The organism is Vibrio sp. 1-2 (7-a) (assembly GCF_013048515.1).
GTDB lineage: Bacteria > Pseudomonadota > Gammaproteobacteria > Enterobacterales > Vibrionaceae > Vibrio > Vibrio diabolicus.
Map to the genome: position 1 here is coordinate 20,504 of NZ_VHSQ01000005.1, position 14,763 is coordinate 35,266.

General features: G+C 47.7%; 14 protein-coding genes. 9 read left to right on the forward strand and 5 right to left on the reverse strand.

Going from position 1 to position 14,763, the window contains the following annotated elements; translation table 11 throughout:
- Positions 1–54: 54 nt before the first annotated feature.
- Entirely contained in the window at positions 55–1,491 is a 1,437-nt protein-coding gene (locus FKN08_RS14720; RefSeq protein WP_170892401.1) for a PLP-dependent aminotransferase family protein, read from the forward strand.
- Between the two features lie 96 nt (positions 1,492–1,587).
- Here the strand turns inward: FKN08_RS14720 and FKN08_RS14725 are convergent, their stop codons facing one another.
- The 3 genes from FKN08_RS14725 to FKN08_RS14735 form a co-directional block, all read right to left on the reverse strand.
- Positions 1,588–2,724: a glycerate kinase gene (locus tag FKN08_RS14725; protein ID WP_170892402.1), complete on the reverse strand. Its 1,137-nt coding sequence runs from the start codon at positions 2,722–2,724 to the stop codon at positions 1,588–1,590.
- Positions 2,725–2,740: 16 nt separating this feature from the next.
- Positions 2,741–4,093, reverse strand: coding sequence for a GntP family permease (locus tag FKN08_RS14730; protein ID WP_065645272.1), 1,353 nt, complete (start codon positions 4,091–4,093; stop codon positions 2,741–2,743).
- Positions 4,094–4,251: 158 nt separating this feature from the next.
- Positions 4,252–5,394, reverse strand: a complete 1,143-nt coding sequence (locus FKN08_RS14735; protein ID WP_170892403.1) for a sugar diacid recognition domain-containing protein — start codon at positions 5,392–5,394, stop codon at positions 4,252–4,254.
- Positions 5,395–5,628: 234 nt separating this feature from the next.
- Here FKN08_RS14735 and FKN08_RS14740 point away from each other — a divergent pair, with 234 nt between their 5' ends.
- Positions 5,629–5,802: a hypothetical protein gene (locus FKN08_RS14740; RefSeq protein ID WP_005391896.1), complete on the forward strand. Its 174-nt coding sequence runs from the start codon at positions 5,629–5,631 to the stop codon at positions 5,800–5,802.
- 69 nt (positions 5,803–5,871) lie between these two features.
- On the opposite strand, the gene FKN08_RS14745 is transcribed toward FKN08_RS14740, so the two are convergent.
- Positions 5,872–6,234 carry a hypothetical protein gene (locus FKN08_RS14745; RefSeq protein WP_170892404.1) on the reverse strand — a complete coding sequence of 121 codons (363 nt, stop codon included), beginning with the start codon at positions 6,232–6,234 and terminating at the stop codon, positions 5,872–5,874.
- A gap of 283 nt (positions 6,235–6,517) precedes the next feature.
- Here FKN08_RS14745 and FKN08_RS14750 point away from each other — a divergent pair, with 283 nt between their 5' ends.
- The 7 genes from FKN08_RS14750 to FKN08_RS14780 all read left to right on the forward strand — a co-directional run bounded on the left by FKN08_RS14750 (position 6,518) and on the right by FKN08_RS14780 (position 11,913).
- Complete coding sequence (locus FKN08_RS14750; protein ID WP_170892405.1) at positions 6,518–8,365, forward strand: M3 family metallopeptidase; 1,848 nt, start codon at positions 6,518–6,520, stop codon at positions 8,363–8,365.
- Positions 8,366–8,430: 65 nt separating this feature from the next.
- A complete protein-coding gene (locus FKN08_RS14755; RefSeq protein ID WP_170892406.1) occupies positions 8,431–8,967 on the forward strand; it encodes a DUF924 family protein in 537 nt (178 codons plus the stop codon).
- A gap of 25 nt (positions 8,968–8,992) precedes the next feature.
- Positions 8,993–9,703, forward strand: a complete 711-nt coding sequence (locus FKN08_RS14760; RefSeq protein WP_006740980.1) for an HAD hydrolase-like protein — start codon at positions 8,993–8,995, stop codon at positions 9,701–9,703.
- A 96-nt stretch (positions 9,704–9,799) separates the two neighbouring features.
- On the forward strand, positions 9,800–10,117 hold the full coding sequence (locus tag FKN08_RS14765; RefSeq protein WP_005460842.1) for a DUF4144 domain-containing protein: 318 nt from the start codon (positions 9,800–9,802) through the stop codon (positions 10,115–10,117).
- Positions 10,118–10,255: 138 nt separating this feature from the next.
- Complete coding sequence (locus tag FKN08_RS14770) at positions 10,256–10,741, forward strand: VOC family protein (RefSeq protein ID WP_047009758.1); 486 nt, start codon at positions 10,256–10,258, stop codon at positions 10,739–10,741.
- 174 nt (positions 10,742–10,915) lie between these two features.
- Positions 10,916–11,341, forward strand: coding sequence for a VOC family protein (locus FKN08_RS14775; RefSeq protein ID WP_005391937.1), 426 nt, complete (start codon positions 10,916–10,918; stop codon positions 11,339–11,341).
- 59 nt (positions 11,342–11,400) lie between these two features.
- Positions 11,401–11,913, forward strand: a complete 513-nt coding sequence (locus FKN08_RS14780) for an O-acetyl-ADP-ribose deacetylase (RefSeq protein WP_046875590.1) — start codon at positions 11,401–11,403, stop codon at positions 11,911–11,913.
- Between the two features lie 133 nt (positions 11,914–12,046).
- Here the strand turns inward: FKN08_RS14780 and ygjK are convergent, their stop codons facing one another.
- Positions 12,047–14,737: an alpha-glucosidase gene (gene ygjK, locus FKN08_RS14785; protein ID WP_170892407.1), complete on the reverse strand. Its 2,691-nt coding sequence runs from the start codon at positions 14,735–14,737 to the stop codon at positions 12,047–12,049.
- Positions 14,738–14,763 lie beyond the last annotated feature (26 nt).

The window sequence follows — 14,763 nt, forward strand, 5'->3', positions numbered from 1 at the left end:
TGTTAATGTAATTAGGTACAGTGTTTGCAAAAAGTGACAGATGGAAGTGTTTTTATGGGTACAGATTTGTTGGAAAACGGTGAAGGGAATAAGTACCTCGTGGTGGAAAAGCACCTTAAACAAGCCATCAATGGTGGCGTTTACCAAGTGGATGATCGACTGCCTTCCATTCGCTCATTGAGCCAAGAATTAAGCGTCAGCAAAAACACCGTGATTCGTGCGTATCAAGAGCTGGAAGCGCAAAACTTGGTGTACTCGGTTCCCAAGTCGGGTTATCGAGTGAAAATCACCTTGCCGACTTCTCGCCCAATTCCGGATCCGACTCGCGTGGATTTGCTCTCGATCTGCAAAGAAATCCTCACGTACCCTGAATACCAAGAGCGTTTGCCCGCAGGCTCTGCCCACCCAAACATTGACTCCCCCGCGATCAAAAGCTTGTACGCCGAGATTGGCCGCCACAGCCGCCAGCAAACGCATGTACCGAGCCATTACCAATTACCACCCGGTGATCACCTCTTAATCAAACAACTGGCGAAAATCACGCAAGATTTGGGCACGCCAGCCAAGTTGGATGAGATCATGGTGACGCACGGCGCGCAACAAGCAATTAGCCTAGCGCTGCGCGCAACGACACAAAAAGGCGATATTGTCGCGGTGGAGTCCCCTTGCTATTTTGGCAACTTATTGATGCTCGAATCACTCGGCCTCAAAGCGGTGGAAATTCCGAGTTGCCCACGAGACGGTATGTGCCCCGAAGCCTTAGCAAAAGCAATGGCGACATGGGACATAAAAGCGATCATCGTAACGCCAAACTTCACCAACCCAACTGGTGCCATGATGCCGCTAGAAAAGCGCCGGCAATTGCTATTGGCGTCTGGCAATATTCCTATTATCGAAGACGATGTGTTTGGCGGGTTAAGTTATAACAAGCCTTTGCCAAGCTTGAGGTTGCTCGATGACAAGCAACGCGTAATTTACGTGAATTCGTTATCCAAAACGCTCGATTCGCGTTTGAGAATTGGTTGGATGTTGGCGGGGCGATATAGAGATCAAATTGAGCAATATCTACTGTGTGAGAACATGGGCAGTTTGAACCTGATGCAATCAGCCGTGGCAACGTTTCTAACGTCAGGCAAGTATCGAACGCATACTTCGCGAATGGGTCGGGTTTATCAAAACAACATGCGCCGATTTATCCAGATTCTTCATCAATACTTGGATGAATACGAATCTCTAAAAAATCGATACCAGATCAACGCCGTGCAAGGTTCGTTCTTGCTTTGGTTGCGCCTGCCCAAAGAAACGGACAGCTATGCGTTGTATCAAGCGTGCAATAAGCACAGAATCAGCCTACTTCCCGGCACCGTATTTGGCACTCAAGAGCAATATCGACATTGCGTGCGCCTCAGCGTGGCAAACTTTGGTAGTGAAACCAATTGGATTCACGCGATGCAAACACTGGCAAAGTTGATAGCAAAGCATGTTCGTTAACTCGCTCTTGCTAAATGAACTTATGCCCGCATACGCAGACTGGTAACAACAAAAAACTCCACGCAAAGGTGGAGTTTTCTCGTATCGTTATCGCCCTCACTGCGACTTAATTTGCCACATTCTCGCGACGTTTTCGGCTAAATTGGCAACGTTGACGTCGGCCTCTTTCATGGCCTCAGATAAGCTCATCGCCCTTGGTACACAAGCAAACACCGCATCAATACAGCACTCATAGACCGCCTGATAGTTGTCGCCCACACAACCAGCCAATGCAACAACTGGTAAATCAAACTGCTTGGCCACCTGAGCAACTCCCATCGGCGTTTTGCCATGTGCGGTTTGATGATCGATTCGACCCTCGCCTGTGAATACAATATCCGCATCCGCAACATGCTGAGCAAGCTTGACCGTTTCAAGCACAATCTCAATTCCCGGTTGCAAACGTGCCGGCGTGTACCCGAGCAAGGCCGCCCCCATACCACCAGCAGCACCTGCGCCTTCACGCGTCAGTACGTGCTTACCCGTCGCTTGTTCCGTCAACTCGCCAAACTTGCGCAATGCGTTATCGAGCAGAGTGACGTCTGACGTCGTCGCTCCCTTTTGCGGGCCAAAGATAGCCGACGCGCCTTTGTCGCCACAGAGTGGGTTGTCAACATCGCATGCTACCAACACTTCACAAGTTGCTAAACGTGGGTCAAGACCAGAAATATCGATGGAGGCAAGCGCCGCTAACCCGCCTCCATTTGGGGTAATTGCATGACCAGATTCATCAAGAAACGTTACCCCTAACGCGGTCAACATGCCCACGCCACCATCATTAGTAGCGCTGCCGCCCAAACCAATGATTAAGCGTTGAATACCGCGGTCTAGCGCGTGTTTGATCAGCTGTCCGGTACCAATGCTACTGGTCAGTTTTGGGTCGCGAGCGTCACTCGGCACAAGGTGCAGCCCACTGGCCTCCGCCATTTCAATAACCGCGGTTTCGCCGTCGCCGAGGATGCCATAAAACGCTTCAACATCATTCCCTAATGGCGCGGTCACTGTTGTGAAGACTTGTTCGCCTTGAGTTGCATCTATCAAAGATTGAACCGTGCCTTCGCCACCGTCTGCGACCGGAACCGTAACAAACTCGGCATCATGCCATACGCGAGCAAGACCCGTTTTGATCGCCTCGCTCACTTGTTTGGCGGTTAAGCTTTCTTTAAATGAATCAGGTGCAATTACCACTTTCATACTTATTTCCAGAGACTTATAAGAGAACGAGACTCAAAATGTACACCAATGCCATTGCCGTGACACCTTGAACGAGCGTAGCCATGGTTTGTGCGCGATACGCTAAGCCCACCGACATGCGGCTAAACTGCGAAACTACCCAGAAGAAGCTGTCGTTTGCATGAGAAACCGTCATCGCACCAGCACCGATCGCCATCACTGTCAATACGCGGCCCATTTCTGAATCGAGCCCCAATTGCGTAAGCATAGGCGCAACCAAAGCCGATGTGGTCACCAATGCAACCGTTGACGAACCTTGCGCCGATTTTAGCGCAGCCGCAACGATAAATGGCATGAAAATGCCCACACCTAGCGCTGATAACGTCGTACCCAAGTATTCACCTAGCGGCGTTGCTTTTAATACCGCGCCAAATGCGCCACCCGCACCAGTAATCAAAAGAATAGGCGCAGCAGCCGTAATACCTTGGCTGATTCGCTCGCCAAATTCTTCAATCTTGTTGTCTGATTTTAGTAGGCGAACAGAAAGGAACAGGCCAATCACCAATGCCGTTAGTGGCTGTCCTAAGAAAGTCAGAACATCAAACACAAAACCTTCGCCCAGCGGTAAGCTTGGGAATTTCGCGATAGAGCCAAAACAGATCAATAAGATTGGAACAAAAATAGGAGCGAATGCTTGGCTCGCCGTTGGCAGTTGGCCGTAAGACGCTTTGAGTGCTTGCCAGTCATGCTGAATTTCATCTGCGGCTTCAATGCCATCTGGTTCAACATGTTGGAATCGGTTCGCCCACAACATACCCGCTAACGCCGCAACTGCTGCAACAAACACACCCACACCAATCACTAAACCAAGGTTAGATTCCAGGCCTAGGTTACCCGCAGCGGCAATCGGGCCAGGAGTTGGCGGCACAAACGTGTGCGTTGCGTATAGGCCAGTTGCCAACGCCACACTCATTGCAACGCTTGAGGTTTTTAAACGCTTCGCGAGTGATTCTTTGAGCGAGTTCAGAATGACAAAGCCTGAATCACAAAATACCGGAACAGAAACGATGTAACCGATGATGCTCATGGTCAATGTTGGGAAACGCTCACCCAGCACTTTGATGACCGTATCAGCCATGGTGATCGCCGCACCACTTTTTTCCAAAATAACACCGATGATGGTACCTAAAACGATAACCAAGCCAATGTAACCAAGGATGCCACCAAAGCCAGAAGCAATGGTTTTGGCAATGCTATCTGCCGGTAAGCCGTAAGCAAATGCCGCAAGGAACGCCGCGATGATCAGCGCTAAAAAGGGATGTAATTTGAATTTGGTGGTCGTGAGCACAATAAATGCGATCACCCCGAGCAGGATTAATATAAGGTTCATGATAACTCCATTTATTCTTATTTTGCTGAACGAGTCCGTGTTGGCTCACTCAACATGTAGGGACGCATGAATTATTAATCGTTTGCTTTCGAATTCCTTTAGGCGGAGTGACAAATGATGTGGTCAAAAAATGACGCGTATTGTGCAAATGCACAATATCAAGCCATTTTTGAGATCCGAGTCGCAATATAAAGCTCCGCTAACCCCACAAAATTGGTGGTTGGCAGCCCTGTTATCTCGGTGATTTTTTCTAACCGATAACGCAGAGTGTTCCGGTGAATAAACAGCATTTTAGAGCATTCCGTTACATTGCCATTGCATTCAAACAATGCATCTAGGGTTTTCAGTAATTGCCCAGATTTGTCTTTCTCTTTCAACCGTTTCACGCCATCAATAATTTGTTCACCTTGCCAAATATCCGCCAACGGCGCCAACAGCACAGGCAAACGAAGTTCATCGAACAGGTACTTACGTTTCTCTGGGTAGAATTGCTTGCCAATGGCTAATACCTGCTTCGCGCTTTGGTATGACAACGCGACATCTTTAGGTTCATTAAACAACTGCCCTAGCGCAATGTGAAACGTATGCGAATCGTGATCGCTTAAACGCGACATCAACTTATCAATGCGTTCACTTTCGATTTGGCTATCCCACTGCTTGGCGGAATGACACGGTTTCAGCACCACAATTTCATTCACTGAGACAATCGCAACTAGGTTGTTACGCTCTGGGTATTCAAGCAGCTCAACAATATTGCGCACACTCTTCATGCTTTTTGAGGCGGACGGCGTCGAGACTTCAATCACCGTTGCCACCCGTGGTTGAGTAACATCGATAGAAAGACGCATCGCCCAATCTTTCAGCTCTTCATCGGTCAATTTGCCATTGATCCAAGCCAGAATAAACTCTTCGCGATGACGTCTATCCCACTGAAATTTTTCCACCAGCGCGGCTTGCTCGATTGTCAATTCAGCGGTCATTTTGACCAGTTTGGCGAAATCTCGGATTTTCTCCGGCTCGCCTGTGACACCAACAATACCGACCACGTCACCATGCAATTTCAACAGCATATTGATTCCGGGTTTGACCCCCTGCAACGTCAAACATTGCTGCTCATTCAGCTCTAGCGAATCGCCGTGATTCAACGCCAATACCGCGCCATCATGCACTTGCCCAACGCGTTTAGGGTCGCCACTGCCAATGATGATGCCTGCCGAGTTCATCACATTCACATTGTGACCAATGATGGACATGGTTCGATCAACAATTTGTTGTGCTAAAGCGTGGTCGAGAATCACCATTTCGAGTTTCCAGATTGACAATTTAATCGTTCAATAAATCACAAATAACCAACTGTCGCGATGATGCAGTTAAAAATAACTGAAGCAGCTCAAAGCATTACTCAATTAACCACACGATAAAAATGGATTAAACCCTCATTTTGAGCTGAGAGTTATATACTTAGAACAAAGGTCACCGATGCATTCGTCACTGTGCATCGATACCGCTCGTCTACCTACAGAGGAGGAAACAACATGGAATTACGTAATAAATCGGGTGAAGTCGCAAAAATTGCAGATAATCTCACATTAAAGGAAATCACAGAAATGGGCTACACCGTAGATTTATGCGATGAAGCATTTGACCCCGGTGAGCATTGGAAAGCGGAAGGTAAAACGCAAGGTATGGGCGAGTACCCAGAGGAGTAAACGTCCTGACGGGCCAGCGCACGAAGCGCTCCATAAACAGAAAAACCGAGCGACTTAACGCTCGGTTTTTTACTTTTGAACTTCTTGAATAAACAAGCCCATCTCTTCAAGATAATTGCCGTTTGAGCATCCCCAATCGGTGACTTCAATCAGCTCGGTAACTAACTGTCCAGATTCATCATTTTGTACTCGCTGCACAAACGCTTCAAAGCGTTCTAACTGCGCCTGAGTCTTAATGCCATGCACAGCATATTCTACAAACAAGCCGTTGTATGTCTGCCAGCGCTGTTCACCTGAAACATCACTGCTTAAAATTACAGAGCACTTTTGTTGAATGTTCTCAACCGCATCATTTCTTGGCGGCGTGACTGAAGAGCATCCAACCAAAATCGTACCTAGCGCCAATAGCGTAACTTTTGTCTTATTTATCATATCGTTTCCATATGAACTGCCGCGATATAGAAATATTATTACACATGACAAAGATCATCGAGAGCGCCTCGCAGATTAATTACCTGATGAACTGTAAACCCCGTGCCAATCTTAACACTGCGCACTCCGAACTCGTAACAATTCTTGCTAACTCATTAAAATGTAAACAAATAGTAAAATCACGTTTACGCAGTACACTACCAGCAAATTAATTTGTCCCTCCTTTATTATCAACAAGCGTGCAATAATTAGGGGTCTACTCCCAACCATTTGAAGGATCAAAATGACCGCAACGGATTATCTCAACGACCTCAATCAACGTTACCTCGCGATTCACCGCACCAAAGAAGATTTCTTTTGGGAAACTTACATGGGGATCAGCGATGACCATGATGGCTCGACGCAAGCACAAACCGCATGGACAAGCTTTTTAAGCAACGCCGAGCAAATTACTGCCATCAAACAACAGCTTGAAGCCGCGGAATCAATTACCGACCCACAAGAGAAACAGCAAACCATTACGGGTCTTTCTGGTTGGCTGGCGATGTTTGAATCTCACGCAATCGAGGGCGAAAAGGCACAAGCGTTGAAAAATCAGCTCATTGCCTTTGAAGCTGAGCTGTTCGAGAAAAAACAGAACCACGTACAAACGTTTACCGATGAAAACGGCGAGCAAGTGGAAGGTTCACTGCCAGTATTGAGCTCAACCATTCGCACCAACAATCATGAAGAAGTTCGCCAATCGGCTCATCAAGCGTTGCTGAACCTTGAACAATGGCTACTGCAAAACGGCTTTATAGAACTGATCAAACTACGCAACCAGTTCGCTCGCTCACTTGGTTATGCGACCTTCTTTGATTACTCCGTGCAAAAAACGGAAAAGATGAGCTCTGAGCAGCTATTTGAGATTTTGGAAGATTTCGAACAACGCACGCGAGATGCACACCTAAACAGCTTAGAAAACTTGGCGAAAGAGAAAGGCGCAAGCGCGCTAACAGGCTTCAACTTTGTTTACTCGTTCGCGGGTGACGTCATGCGTGACCTTGACCCATACGTGCCGTTCTCAAAATCTCTGAGACGCTGGGTAGAGTCGTTTGGTCGTCTGAATATTGATTACTCTGGCGCGACGCTAACGCTTGATTTGTTAGACCGCAAAGGTAAGTACCCGAACGGGTTCTGCCACGGCCCTATCCCTTCTTTCTACAATCAAGGCGAATGGGTCGCAGCACAGGTAAACTTCACCAGCAATGCCAAACCAGACCAAGTGGGCAGCGGCTACGATGGCATTAACACGCTGTTCCACGAAGGTGGCCACGCAGCACACTTTGCGAACGTAAAAATGAACGCGCCTTGTTTCTCGCAGGAGTTTGCGCCGACTTCAATGGCTTATGCAGAAACTCAGTCGATGTTCTGTGACAGCCTGTTAACCGATGCCGATTGGCTAAAACAATACGCACTGGATGATGAAGGGAATCCGGTTCCTGATGAGATCATTCAAGCGATGATCAACAGTCGTCAGCCATTCAAAGCTTATGAAGAACGTAGCATCTTGGTTGTGCCGTACTTTGAACGCGCGTTATATCAACTTAGCGATGACGAGTTAACGCCAGAGCGCATCACTAAGCTGGCTCGCGATTGTGAAAAACAGATCCTTGGTTTGGAATGCAGCCCTCGCCCACTGATGGCGATTCCGCATTTGCTATCCGATGAAGCAGCTTGTGCGTATCAAGGTTATCTACTCGCGCACATGGCGGTGTATCAGACCCGCGCATACTTCCTTGAGAAGTTTGGCTATCTGACGGATAACCCAGAAATTGGCCCACTGTTGGCAAAACACTACTGGCACGCAGGCAATCACTTGTCGCACAACGAAACCATTGTCAGCCTGACTGGTGAAGGCTTTAACGCCAAGTACCTAGCGGACGTGTGTAACCTATCCCCAGAACAGGCATGGGAAGCGCAGCAGAAGAAAATCGACTCACTTGCGACGCGAGAACGAGCACCAGTCGCTTCATTGAACGCGACGATTAAAGTCGTCGACGGCAGTAAAGAACTGGCAAGCAACGTCATATCTGACGAACAAATGTGTGACGATTTTGAACGTTACATCGTAGAGACTTACGGTCGATAACACGCCAAGAGCCAGAAGCCACGCTTCTGGCTTTTTACTATTAAGGCATAACAAAAGGAAGCGCCATGCATCAACAAATCATCAAGTTCTGGTTCGAAGAGCTAACGCCTCAAAACTGGTTTGAAAACGACCCAGAACTGGACAAACATATTGCGTCACGATTTGCCTCGGTACTAGAACAAGCCGCTCGTTGTGAACTGTTTAATTGGCGTGACAGCGCACAAGGACGATTAGCCGAAATCATCGTCCTCGACCAATTTTCACGTAATGTGTATCGCAACACCCCAAAAGCGTTTGCGCAAGACCCGCTCGCATTAGCATTGGCTCAAGAAGCAATTCGGTTAGGACACGATCAAGAATTGGCGCCTGAGCAGCTAAGCTTTTTGTACATGCCGTTTATGCACAGCGAATCTCGACGTATTCATGTCGAAGCTGAGAAATTGTTTCGCGCATCAGGGCTTGAAAATAACTACGATTTTGAGCTAAAACACAAAGCCATCATCGACCAATTTGGACGTTACCCACATCGCAACGCCATCTTGGGTAGAGAAAGCACACCTGAAGAGTTAGCATTTTTGCAGCAACCCGGTTCCAGCTTTTAACCATCAATAACAACGAGAACGTTGAATGAAATTAGACGCCATATTGTGGGATTACGATGGGACACTCGTAAACTCTGTACCGAAAAACATCGACATCACCAAAGCGATCTTAGCCATCGTTGCCCCGCATTTAACTGGCGATAATTTACCGAAATATCTCCATTCAGAAGCCAACTATCACTACGCAAACCACGCGGCGAAAAACTGGCAAGAGCTCTACGTGGATTACTACGGCATGTCCCATGATGAAATGCTAAAAGCTGGTGGTTTATGGGCAGAGCATCAAGAGAAAAACCAAACACCGGTAACCCTGTTTGAAGGCATTAATGGCGTTATTAAAGAGTTTGCGCAGCTGCCTCACGGCATTTGCTCTCAAAACTCACAAAGCAATATTCGTCGAGTGCTGTCCGACAACGGCATCAGTGCGCCGTTTAAATCCATCATCGGGTATGATGACGTCTCGAACGGACACCAAAAGCCCGATGCGTACAGTGGTATCAAATGCGTTGAGTCGATTTTTGGTCACGCAGAAAATCGACAGCTGATGTACATCGGTGACCATGAAGCCGACACGCAATTCGCACGCAACATCGAACAGCAGTTGGGTGACCAAAGTAAAGTGATTGCCGTTGCAGCAGCGTACAGCGGCGCGATGCCAGAGCATTGGAGCGTGCAACCAGATTACGTGGCAAGAACGGTTGACGAGCTGTTTTCGATTATTGCTCAACACACGTAATTTTTGACTGCGGTTTAAGGCCAACACCTTGAATGCCAGCGCTCACCTTGCCCTTTCAGACATTGGAACAATTTTAGCCACTACACCGGAGGACCCATGGTTACATGGCCATGTTTATTGAAACTCGATGGCGACGATGAACTTATCTATTTGCGTTCTCATGCCGATCTTGATTCCGAATGCGAAGCGCTCATTTGGGGGCCAGATGATTACGTAATTGACTCAAATGGCAACACGTTCGGGTTGCAATACAACGATTCGAACACCACCGTTTTACAACCGGAAGAACGCACTCTGTCCGTCGAGGAAGTTACGTCACTCATCCAGTCGCATGAGTTTAGTCTCGCACAAAGATGCATCATCAAAATTCACTTCACCTCGGTACAGCAAGCTGTTGAGGCATTAGCCAATTAGCTCGAACCCCGCTCATGATGATTACACAAAATTATTATTTTTATAATTTATGATAATTTCATGTAATTAAAACCGCGCCATATACTCTCCCACATCGAAACAAAACAACGTTTAAGCACACATGTTGGGAGCAAACAAATGAAAATGAATCATGTCGGTATTATGGTCGGAGATATGGATAAAGCGGTTGAGTTTTACACACAAGCGCTTGGTCTAAAAGTCGTTATGGGCAGCACGAAAGTGATTGAAGAACGCGAAACCGCAATTGGCAGAATGTGTATTGCGGTCTTTGGTGAGGGCTTTAAAGGCTTCAACATTGCGCATCTAGTGACAAGCGATGGCATCGGACTTGAGTTATTTGAAATGAAAGAGCGTCAAGAGCGCCATGAAGTGGATTTTTCTCGCATCGGAATCTTCCATTTCTGTTTGCAGACGGACGACTTTGAAGGTGCAATCAAGCGCACTGAAACGTTGGGTGGCAAAGTGCGTATGGACATCATGCGTTACCACCCAGAAGACGATAACAAGCCTGCGAAAATGGTCTATCTAGAAGACCCATTCGGCAACCTGTTCGAGCTTTACTCGCACACTTATGAAGAAACTTACGCTTCTGATTACGAGTAATAGCCCCATCCATATTCCAAAAGGCTAGCAATACGCTAGCCTTTTTTGTTTGCTTTGAGTTGCAGTGTTTCTGCACTCGCTCTAGCAAAAAAACGTCTTGAATTTGATCATTTCTCTCACCACTTTTAAGGTCACTTTATACTTACCTCAACACAATGCCAAAAGGAGTGAAGCATGCCCACCAACAACCCAATCGCAATCCAAGCCCTTGATCATGTCGTGTTAAGAACGTGCAACCTCGACGCCATGTTGCATTTCTATCGAGATATTTTGGGCTGCCCTGTCGAGCGCGAAGTAATGGAGCTTGGTTTAACCCAGCTCAGGGCTGGTAACGCATTGATTGATGTGGTGACGGTGGACAGCGAGTTAGGGCAACTTGGCGGAAAGCCACCAGTTCAAAATGGTCGTAATATTGACCATTTTTGCCTGCAACTAGCGCCTTTTTCCGAAAATGAAATACTGGAATATCTGCGTTCGAACGGCATTGAAACCGAAGAGTTTGCGAAGCGGTATGGCGCACAAGGGTTCGGTAGATCACTCTATATACATGATCCGGAAGGAAATGTCGTCGAGTTAAAACCTCAAGTGATTGATGAGTAAGCTACACTTAACTGTGTTACTGACCATTTGTTTCTCATCATTGTAGAAGGCTCAAAAAAATGAACGCGATCTCGTTAGTCCAAGGCGACATTACCACCGCACATGTCGATGCCATCGTGAATGCAGCAAACCCGAGAATGCTCGGCGGAGGTGGCGTCGATGGTGCCATTCATCGCGCAGCAGGGCCTGCGCTTATCAATGCGTGTTATGCCGTTGATGATGTCGACGGTATTCGATGCCCGTTTGGTGACGCACGCATTACTGAGGCTGGCAATTTAAACGCGCGTTACGTCATTCATGCCGTTGGCCCGATTTACGATAAATTCGCCGATCCAAAAGCGGTGTTGGAATCTGCATATCAACGTTCGCTGGATCTCGCGCTCGACAAGCATTGCCAAAGTGTGGCGCTGCCTGCGATTTCTTGCGGAGTGTATGGTTACCCGCCCCAAGAAGCAGCAGAAGTCGCGATGGCCGTTTGCCAAAGACCGGAATACGCGGCACTCGACATGCGCTTTTACTTGTTTAGTGAAGAGATGCTTTCGATTTGGCAACGCGCCCTGACCCAGCACTAAAATCTGTGTGACAAGAGACATAAAAAAACCGGACTGCCAATACAGTCCGGTTTGTCTTATTTATCAATGAATTATCATTCGTTAAGCGCTACGAATACTAGGGGGGTCATCCAAAGCGCCTAATGTGTGCGATCTAGTTTTTGAAGAATCCGTTGTACATCATGTACAAATGCGCCGCAGACCAAGAGAAGTTCGACGCACCTTGTACCGCGCCCGTCTCTGGGTTGTAGTTTTCACGGATTGGCATGTCACCCGTCATACCTTCTGCGTTGTTAAACAGCTCATTCGCCATCGCAATCGCTTCTTCTTTGTAGCCGTAGTTTTCCATCGCACGGAAGCCAAAGTACACTTGGTCTAGCCACACGCGACCACGCCAGTACACATCTTTACCGTAAGCAGGGTTAGTTTGCGATGCGGTCGGCAAAGGCACACCCGTTCCTTGGAATTTATCTGGCGTGTTGAACTCGTCTTGATCACGCATCACCGCGATCACTTTATCGGCATGCTCTTGCGTTGCTGCACCATTAAACAGCGGCGACCAACCTTCAGGGCCACGTCCACGCTCTACAATAGGCAAACCCGCACAGCCATTTGCAAGAGGCGCAGGAGTAGTGCCATCTTCAGCCACATTTAAGTGAATGTCGTAGAAGAATCCTGTGCTTTCATCAAACATACATTGGTTAATGTAAGTCTTGATTTTTTCCGCGCCATTTAGGAATTCTTGCGCTCGATCTTTACCTTCTACGCCATCGGACACCAACTTCGCCATTTCCGCTAAGTATTTGTTGTCTGAGTACATGTAAGAGGCTTGATCCACCGATTCTTGCAGCATAGAGAAGCCAAGCAACTCGCCGTCCGCAGCATTATTGTTGGTGCGATTTTCTGCAAAACGAACTTCCCAATCTTTCTTCGCAAGATCGAGTTTCGCTAAGTTTTCCGCTGACGTATTGCTGTACACCCACTCTTCGCCTTCCAGCTTGATGCTGTTATCAAAGCCGTACGCACTTGCCGCGTAGCGACCAAGTTGATCCACATTTCTGTCTGGATTGCTGATGTCTTCAGCTTGCGAATTCATATTGTGGATGTTGTAGATAAAGCCAAAACGAGCCGCGTTATCCATGCCCGATTCCCAGCCCGCCGCTTCTTGTGCGCCGACGTGAATCGTCATGTAATCCACTTCATCGAGAATCTTATTGTAAGACGCCATGCCTTTTACTTTATAAGAATTACCGTTTTGCTCGATGATGTCTTCTGCTGGAATAATGGTCGTGAAGTTAGGATCGCGCGTTTCTACCCAAACGTACATCACGCCTTCTTCCGTGTTGTGTGCTGGGTCCACTGCCGCGCCGTATTCAGGCACACCATTTTGGTTGTGATCGCGGTTGGATAGCCACCAATCGTGGTATGCCACCAACTTCGGATACATTTCATCAATGAATTTTTGCGCGTCTTCTGGGCGATCAAACTGGTTCACGAGAGCGTAATACACCTCCATCACAGACCATGCCGCCAACGATGGTTTCGTATTGCGTTCGTTCCAGTTTTCAGAGCCAGCACCACCACGACTAACAGGTTTGGTGTACGTCAACACATCCAGCAAGTAGCCTTTGTCTTGCGGACGGATCTTGTCATCAGCTTGAACTTGCTCTTGGAATACCGTGCGAATGTTGTCCATCGCAACATCTGGGTTGAAATGCGCCATCGCGTACGCTTGTTTCCACGAATCCCACGGCCACGTTAAGTTACCAGAGAACCAACGCGCAGTGACCGATGGCGTGACTGTCGCTTGTTCAATATCGCCCGCCGCAGAGCGCCAGTTACCGTTTAGGGTCTCCATCGCTTTTACCGCTACGCGAGCTTGGTCTGCTGTCGCTTCTTTGTTGATAAGACCATTCGCTAAATAGCCGTCCCAACGCGCTTTCGACGCTTCCATGTATTGAGTTGGATTCGCCAATACATCTTGCAATTTCAACGATTCTGACTGCACTTCTTTCGCATTATGCAGGTTAGAATACGCCGTATAAACCGCCGATGTTTGCTCAGCTGGTAGGCTCATCTCCGCGGTAGAACTGAATGAGGTTTCGTTGGTGAACGTCTTCGTCGGTAGAGAACGAGTAATGCGGAACTCGGCATCGCGATCATTACGGATCGCCCAGTTGTCTTTCATCTCGCTAAAGTTAATTTTAATGCCGCTCTCGATGGTCGAAATCTGGCGCTTGTAATCTGGGTAGTACTGCGCAACGGTTTGGTCTTTGCGCGTCGACAGCGCGTATTTCACCAACTCGCCGTCCCACTCCAACGCCAAGTTCATATCACGATCAGTTTTGTTAGTGATGAGCGTTTCCACCAGCGAAGAGCGATCAGTGACGAAGCGCAGCACCATTTGCACGTGAATATCCTCCAAGTCCAACACCTGCACTAACGCACCTGGAATGGAATAGACTTTCGCTTCTGCGTTCGATAAGTCGTAAGTTTGGCCACTCACTTTGTCGGTCAACGTGAGCTTGTCGAACGTTTGGCCAGACATAAAATGCGCGTACTCTTGCGTCACTTGCATAATACCGCCGAAAGCGCCATAACCCGCCGCATCTTCAGGTAGCAAATGGCCATGCCACGCGCCGTTATCCGTCAACGCGTTGTACTTCAGGTTCGAATAACTGTCGTAATCACGCAGGTAAGTTGGATTACCAGTACGATCAATCACGTTAGTAAATTCCGAAGTTGGCGCCTGTGGTAAACGGATTTCAGTTTTATCATTGGAACCACATCCAACAAGCGAAATAGTAGCCCCGATCAGAATGGCAAGTGTGCTCTTTTTAAACATACTTTTTCCCTATTATTTACGTTATT

Excerpts from the sequence above, each read along its gene's own strand:
- FKN08_RS14720 (WP_170892401.1), top strand. The coding sequence starts at position 55 with ATGGGTACAGATTTGTTGGAAAACGGTGAAGGGAATAAGTACCTCGTG.
- FKN08_RS14725 (WP_170892402.1), bottom strand. The coding sequence starts at position 2,724 with ATGAAAGTGGTAATTGCACCTGATTCATTTAAAGAAAGCTTAACCGCC.
- FKN08_RS14730 (WP_065645272.1), bottom strand. The coding sequence starts at position 4,093 with ATGAACCTTATATTAATCCTGCTCGGGGTGATCGCATTTATTGTGCTC.
- FKN08_RS14735 (WP_170892403.1), bottom strand. The coding sequence starts at position 5,394 with ATGGTGATTCTCGACCACGCTTTAGCACAACAAATTGTTGATCGAACC.
- FKN08_RS14740 (WP_005391896.1), top strand. The coding sequence starts at position 5,629 with ATGGAATTACGTAATAAATCGGGTGAAGTCGCAAAAATTGCAGATAAT.
- FKN08_RS14745 (WP_170892404.1), bottom strand. The coding sequence starts at position 6,234 with ATGATAAATAAGACAAAAGTTACGCTATTGGCGCTAGGTACGATTTTG.
- FKN08_RS14750 (WP_170892405.1), top strand. The coding sequence starts at position 6,518 with ATGACCGCAACGGATTATCTCAACGACCTCAATCAACGTTACCTCGCG.
- FKN08_RS14755 (WP_170892406.1), top strand. The coding sequence starts at position 8,431 with ATGCATCAACAAATCATCAAGTTCTGGTTCGAAGAGCTAACGCCTCAA.
- FKN08_RS14760 (WP_006740980.1), top strand. The coding sequence starts at position 8,993 with ATGAAATTAGACGCCATATTGTGGGATTACGATGGGACACTCGTAAAC.
- FKN08_RS14765 (WP_005460842.1), top strand. The coding sequence starts at position 9,800 with ATGGTTACATGGCCATGTTTATTGAAACTCGATGGCGACGATGAACTT.
- FKN08_RS14770 (WP_047009758.1), top strand. The coding sequence starts at position 10,256 with ATGAAAATGAATCATGTCGGTATTATGGTCGGAGATATGGATAAAGCG.
- FKN08_RS14775 (WP_005391937.1), top strand. The coding sequence starts at position 10,916 with ATGCCCACCAACAACCCAATCGCAATCCAAGCCCTTGATCATGTCGTG.
- FKN08_RS14780 (WP_046875590.1), top strand. The coding sequence starts at position 11,401 with ATGAACGCGATCTCGTTAGTCCAAGGCGACATTACCACCGCACATGTC.
- ygjK (WP_170892407.1), bottom strand. The coding sequence starts at position 14,737 with ATGTTTAAAAAGAGCACACTTGCCATTCTGATCGGGGCTACTATTTCG.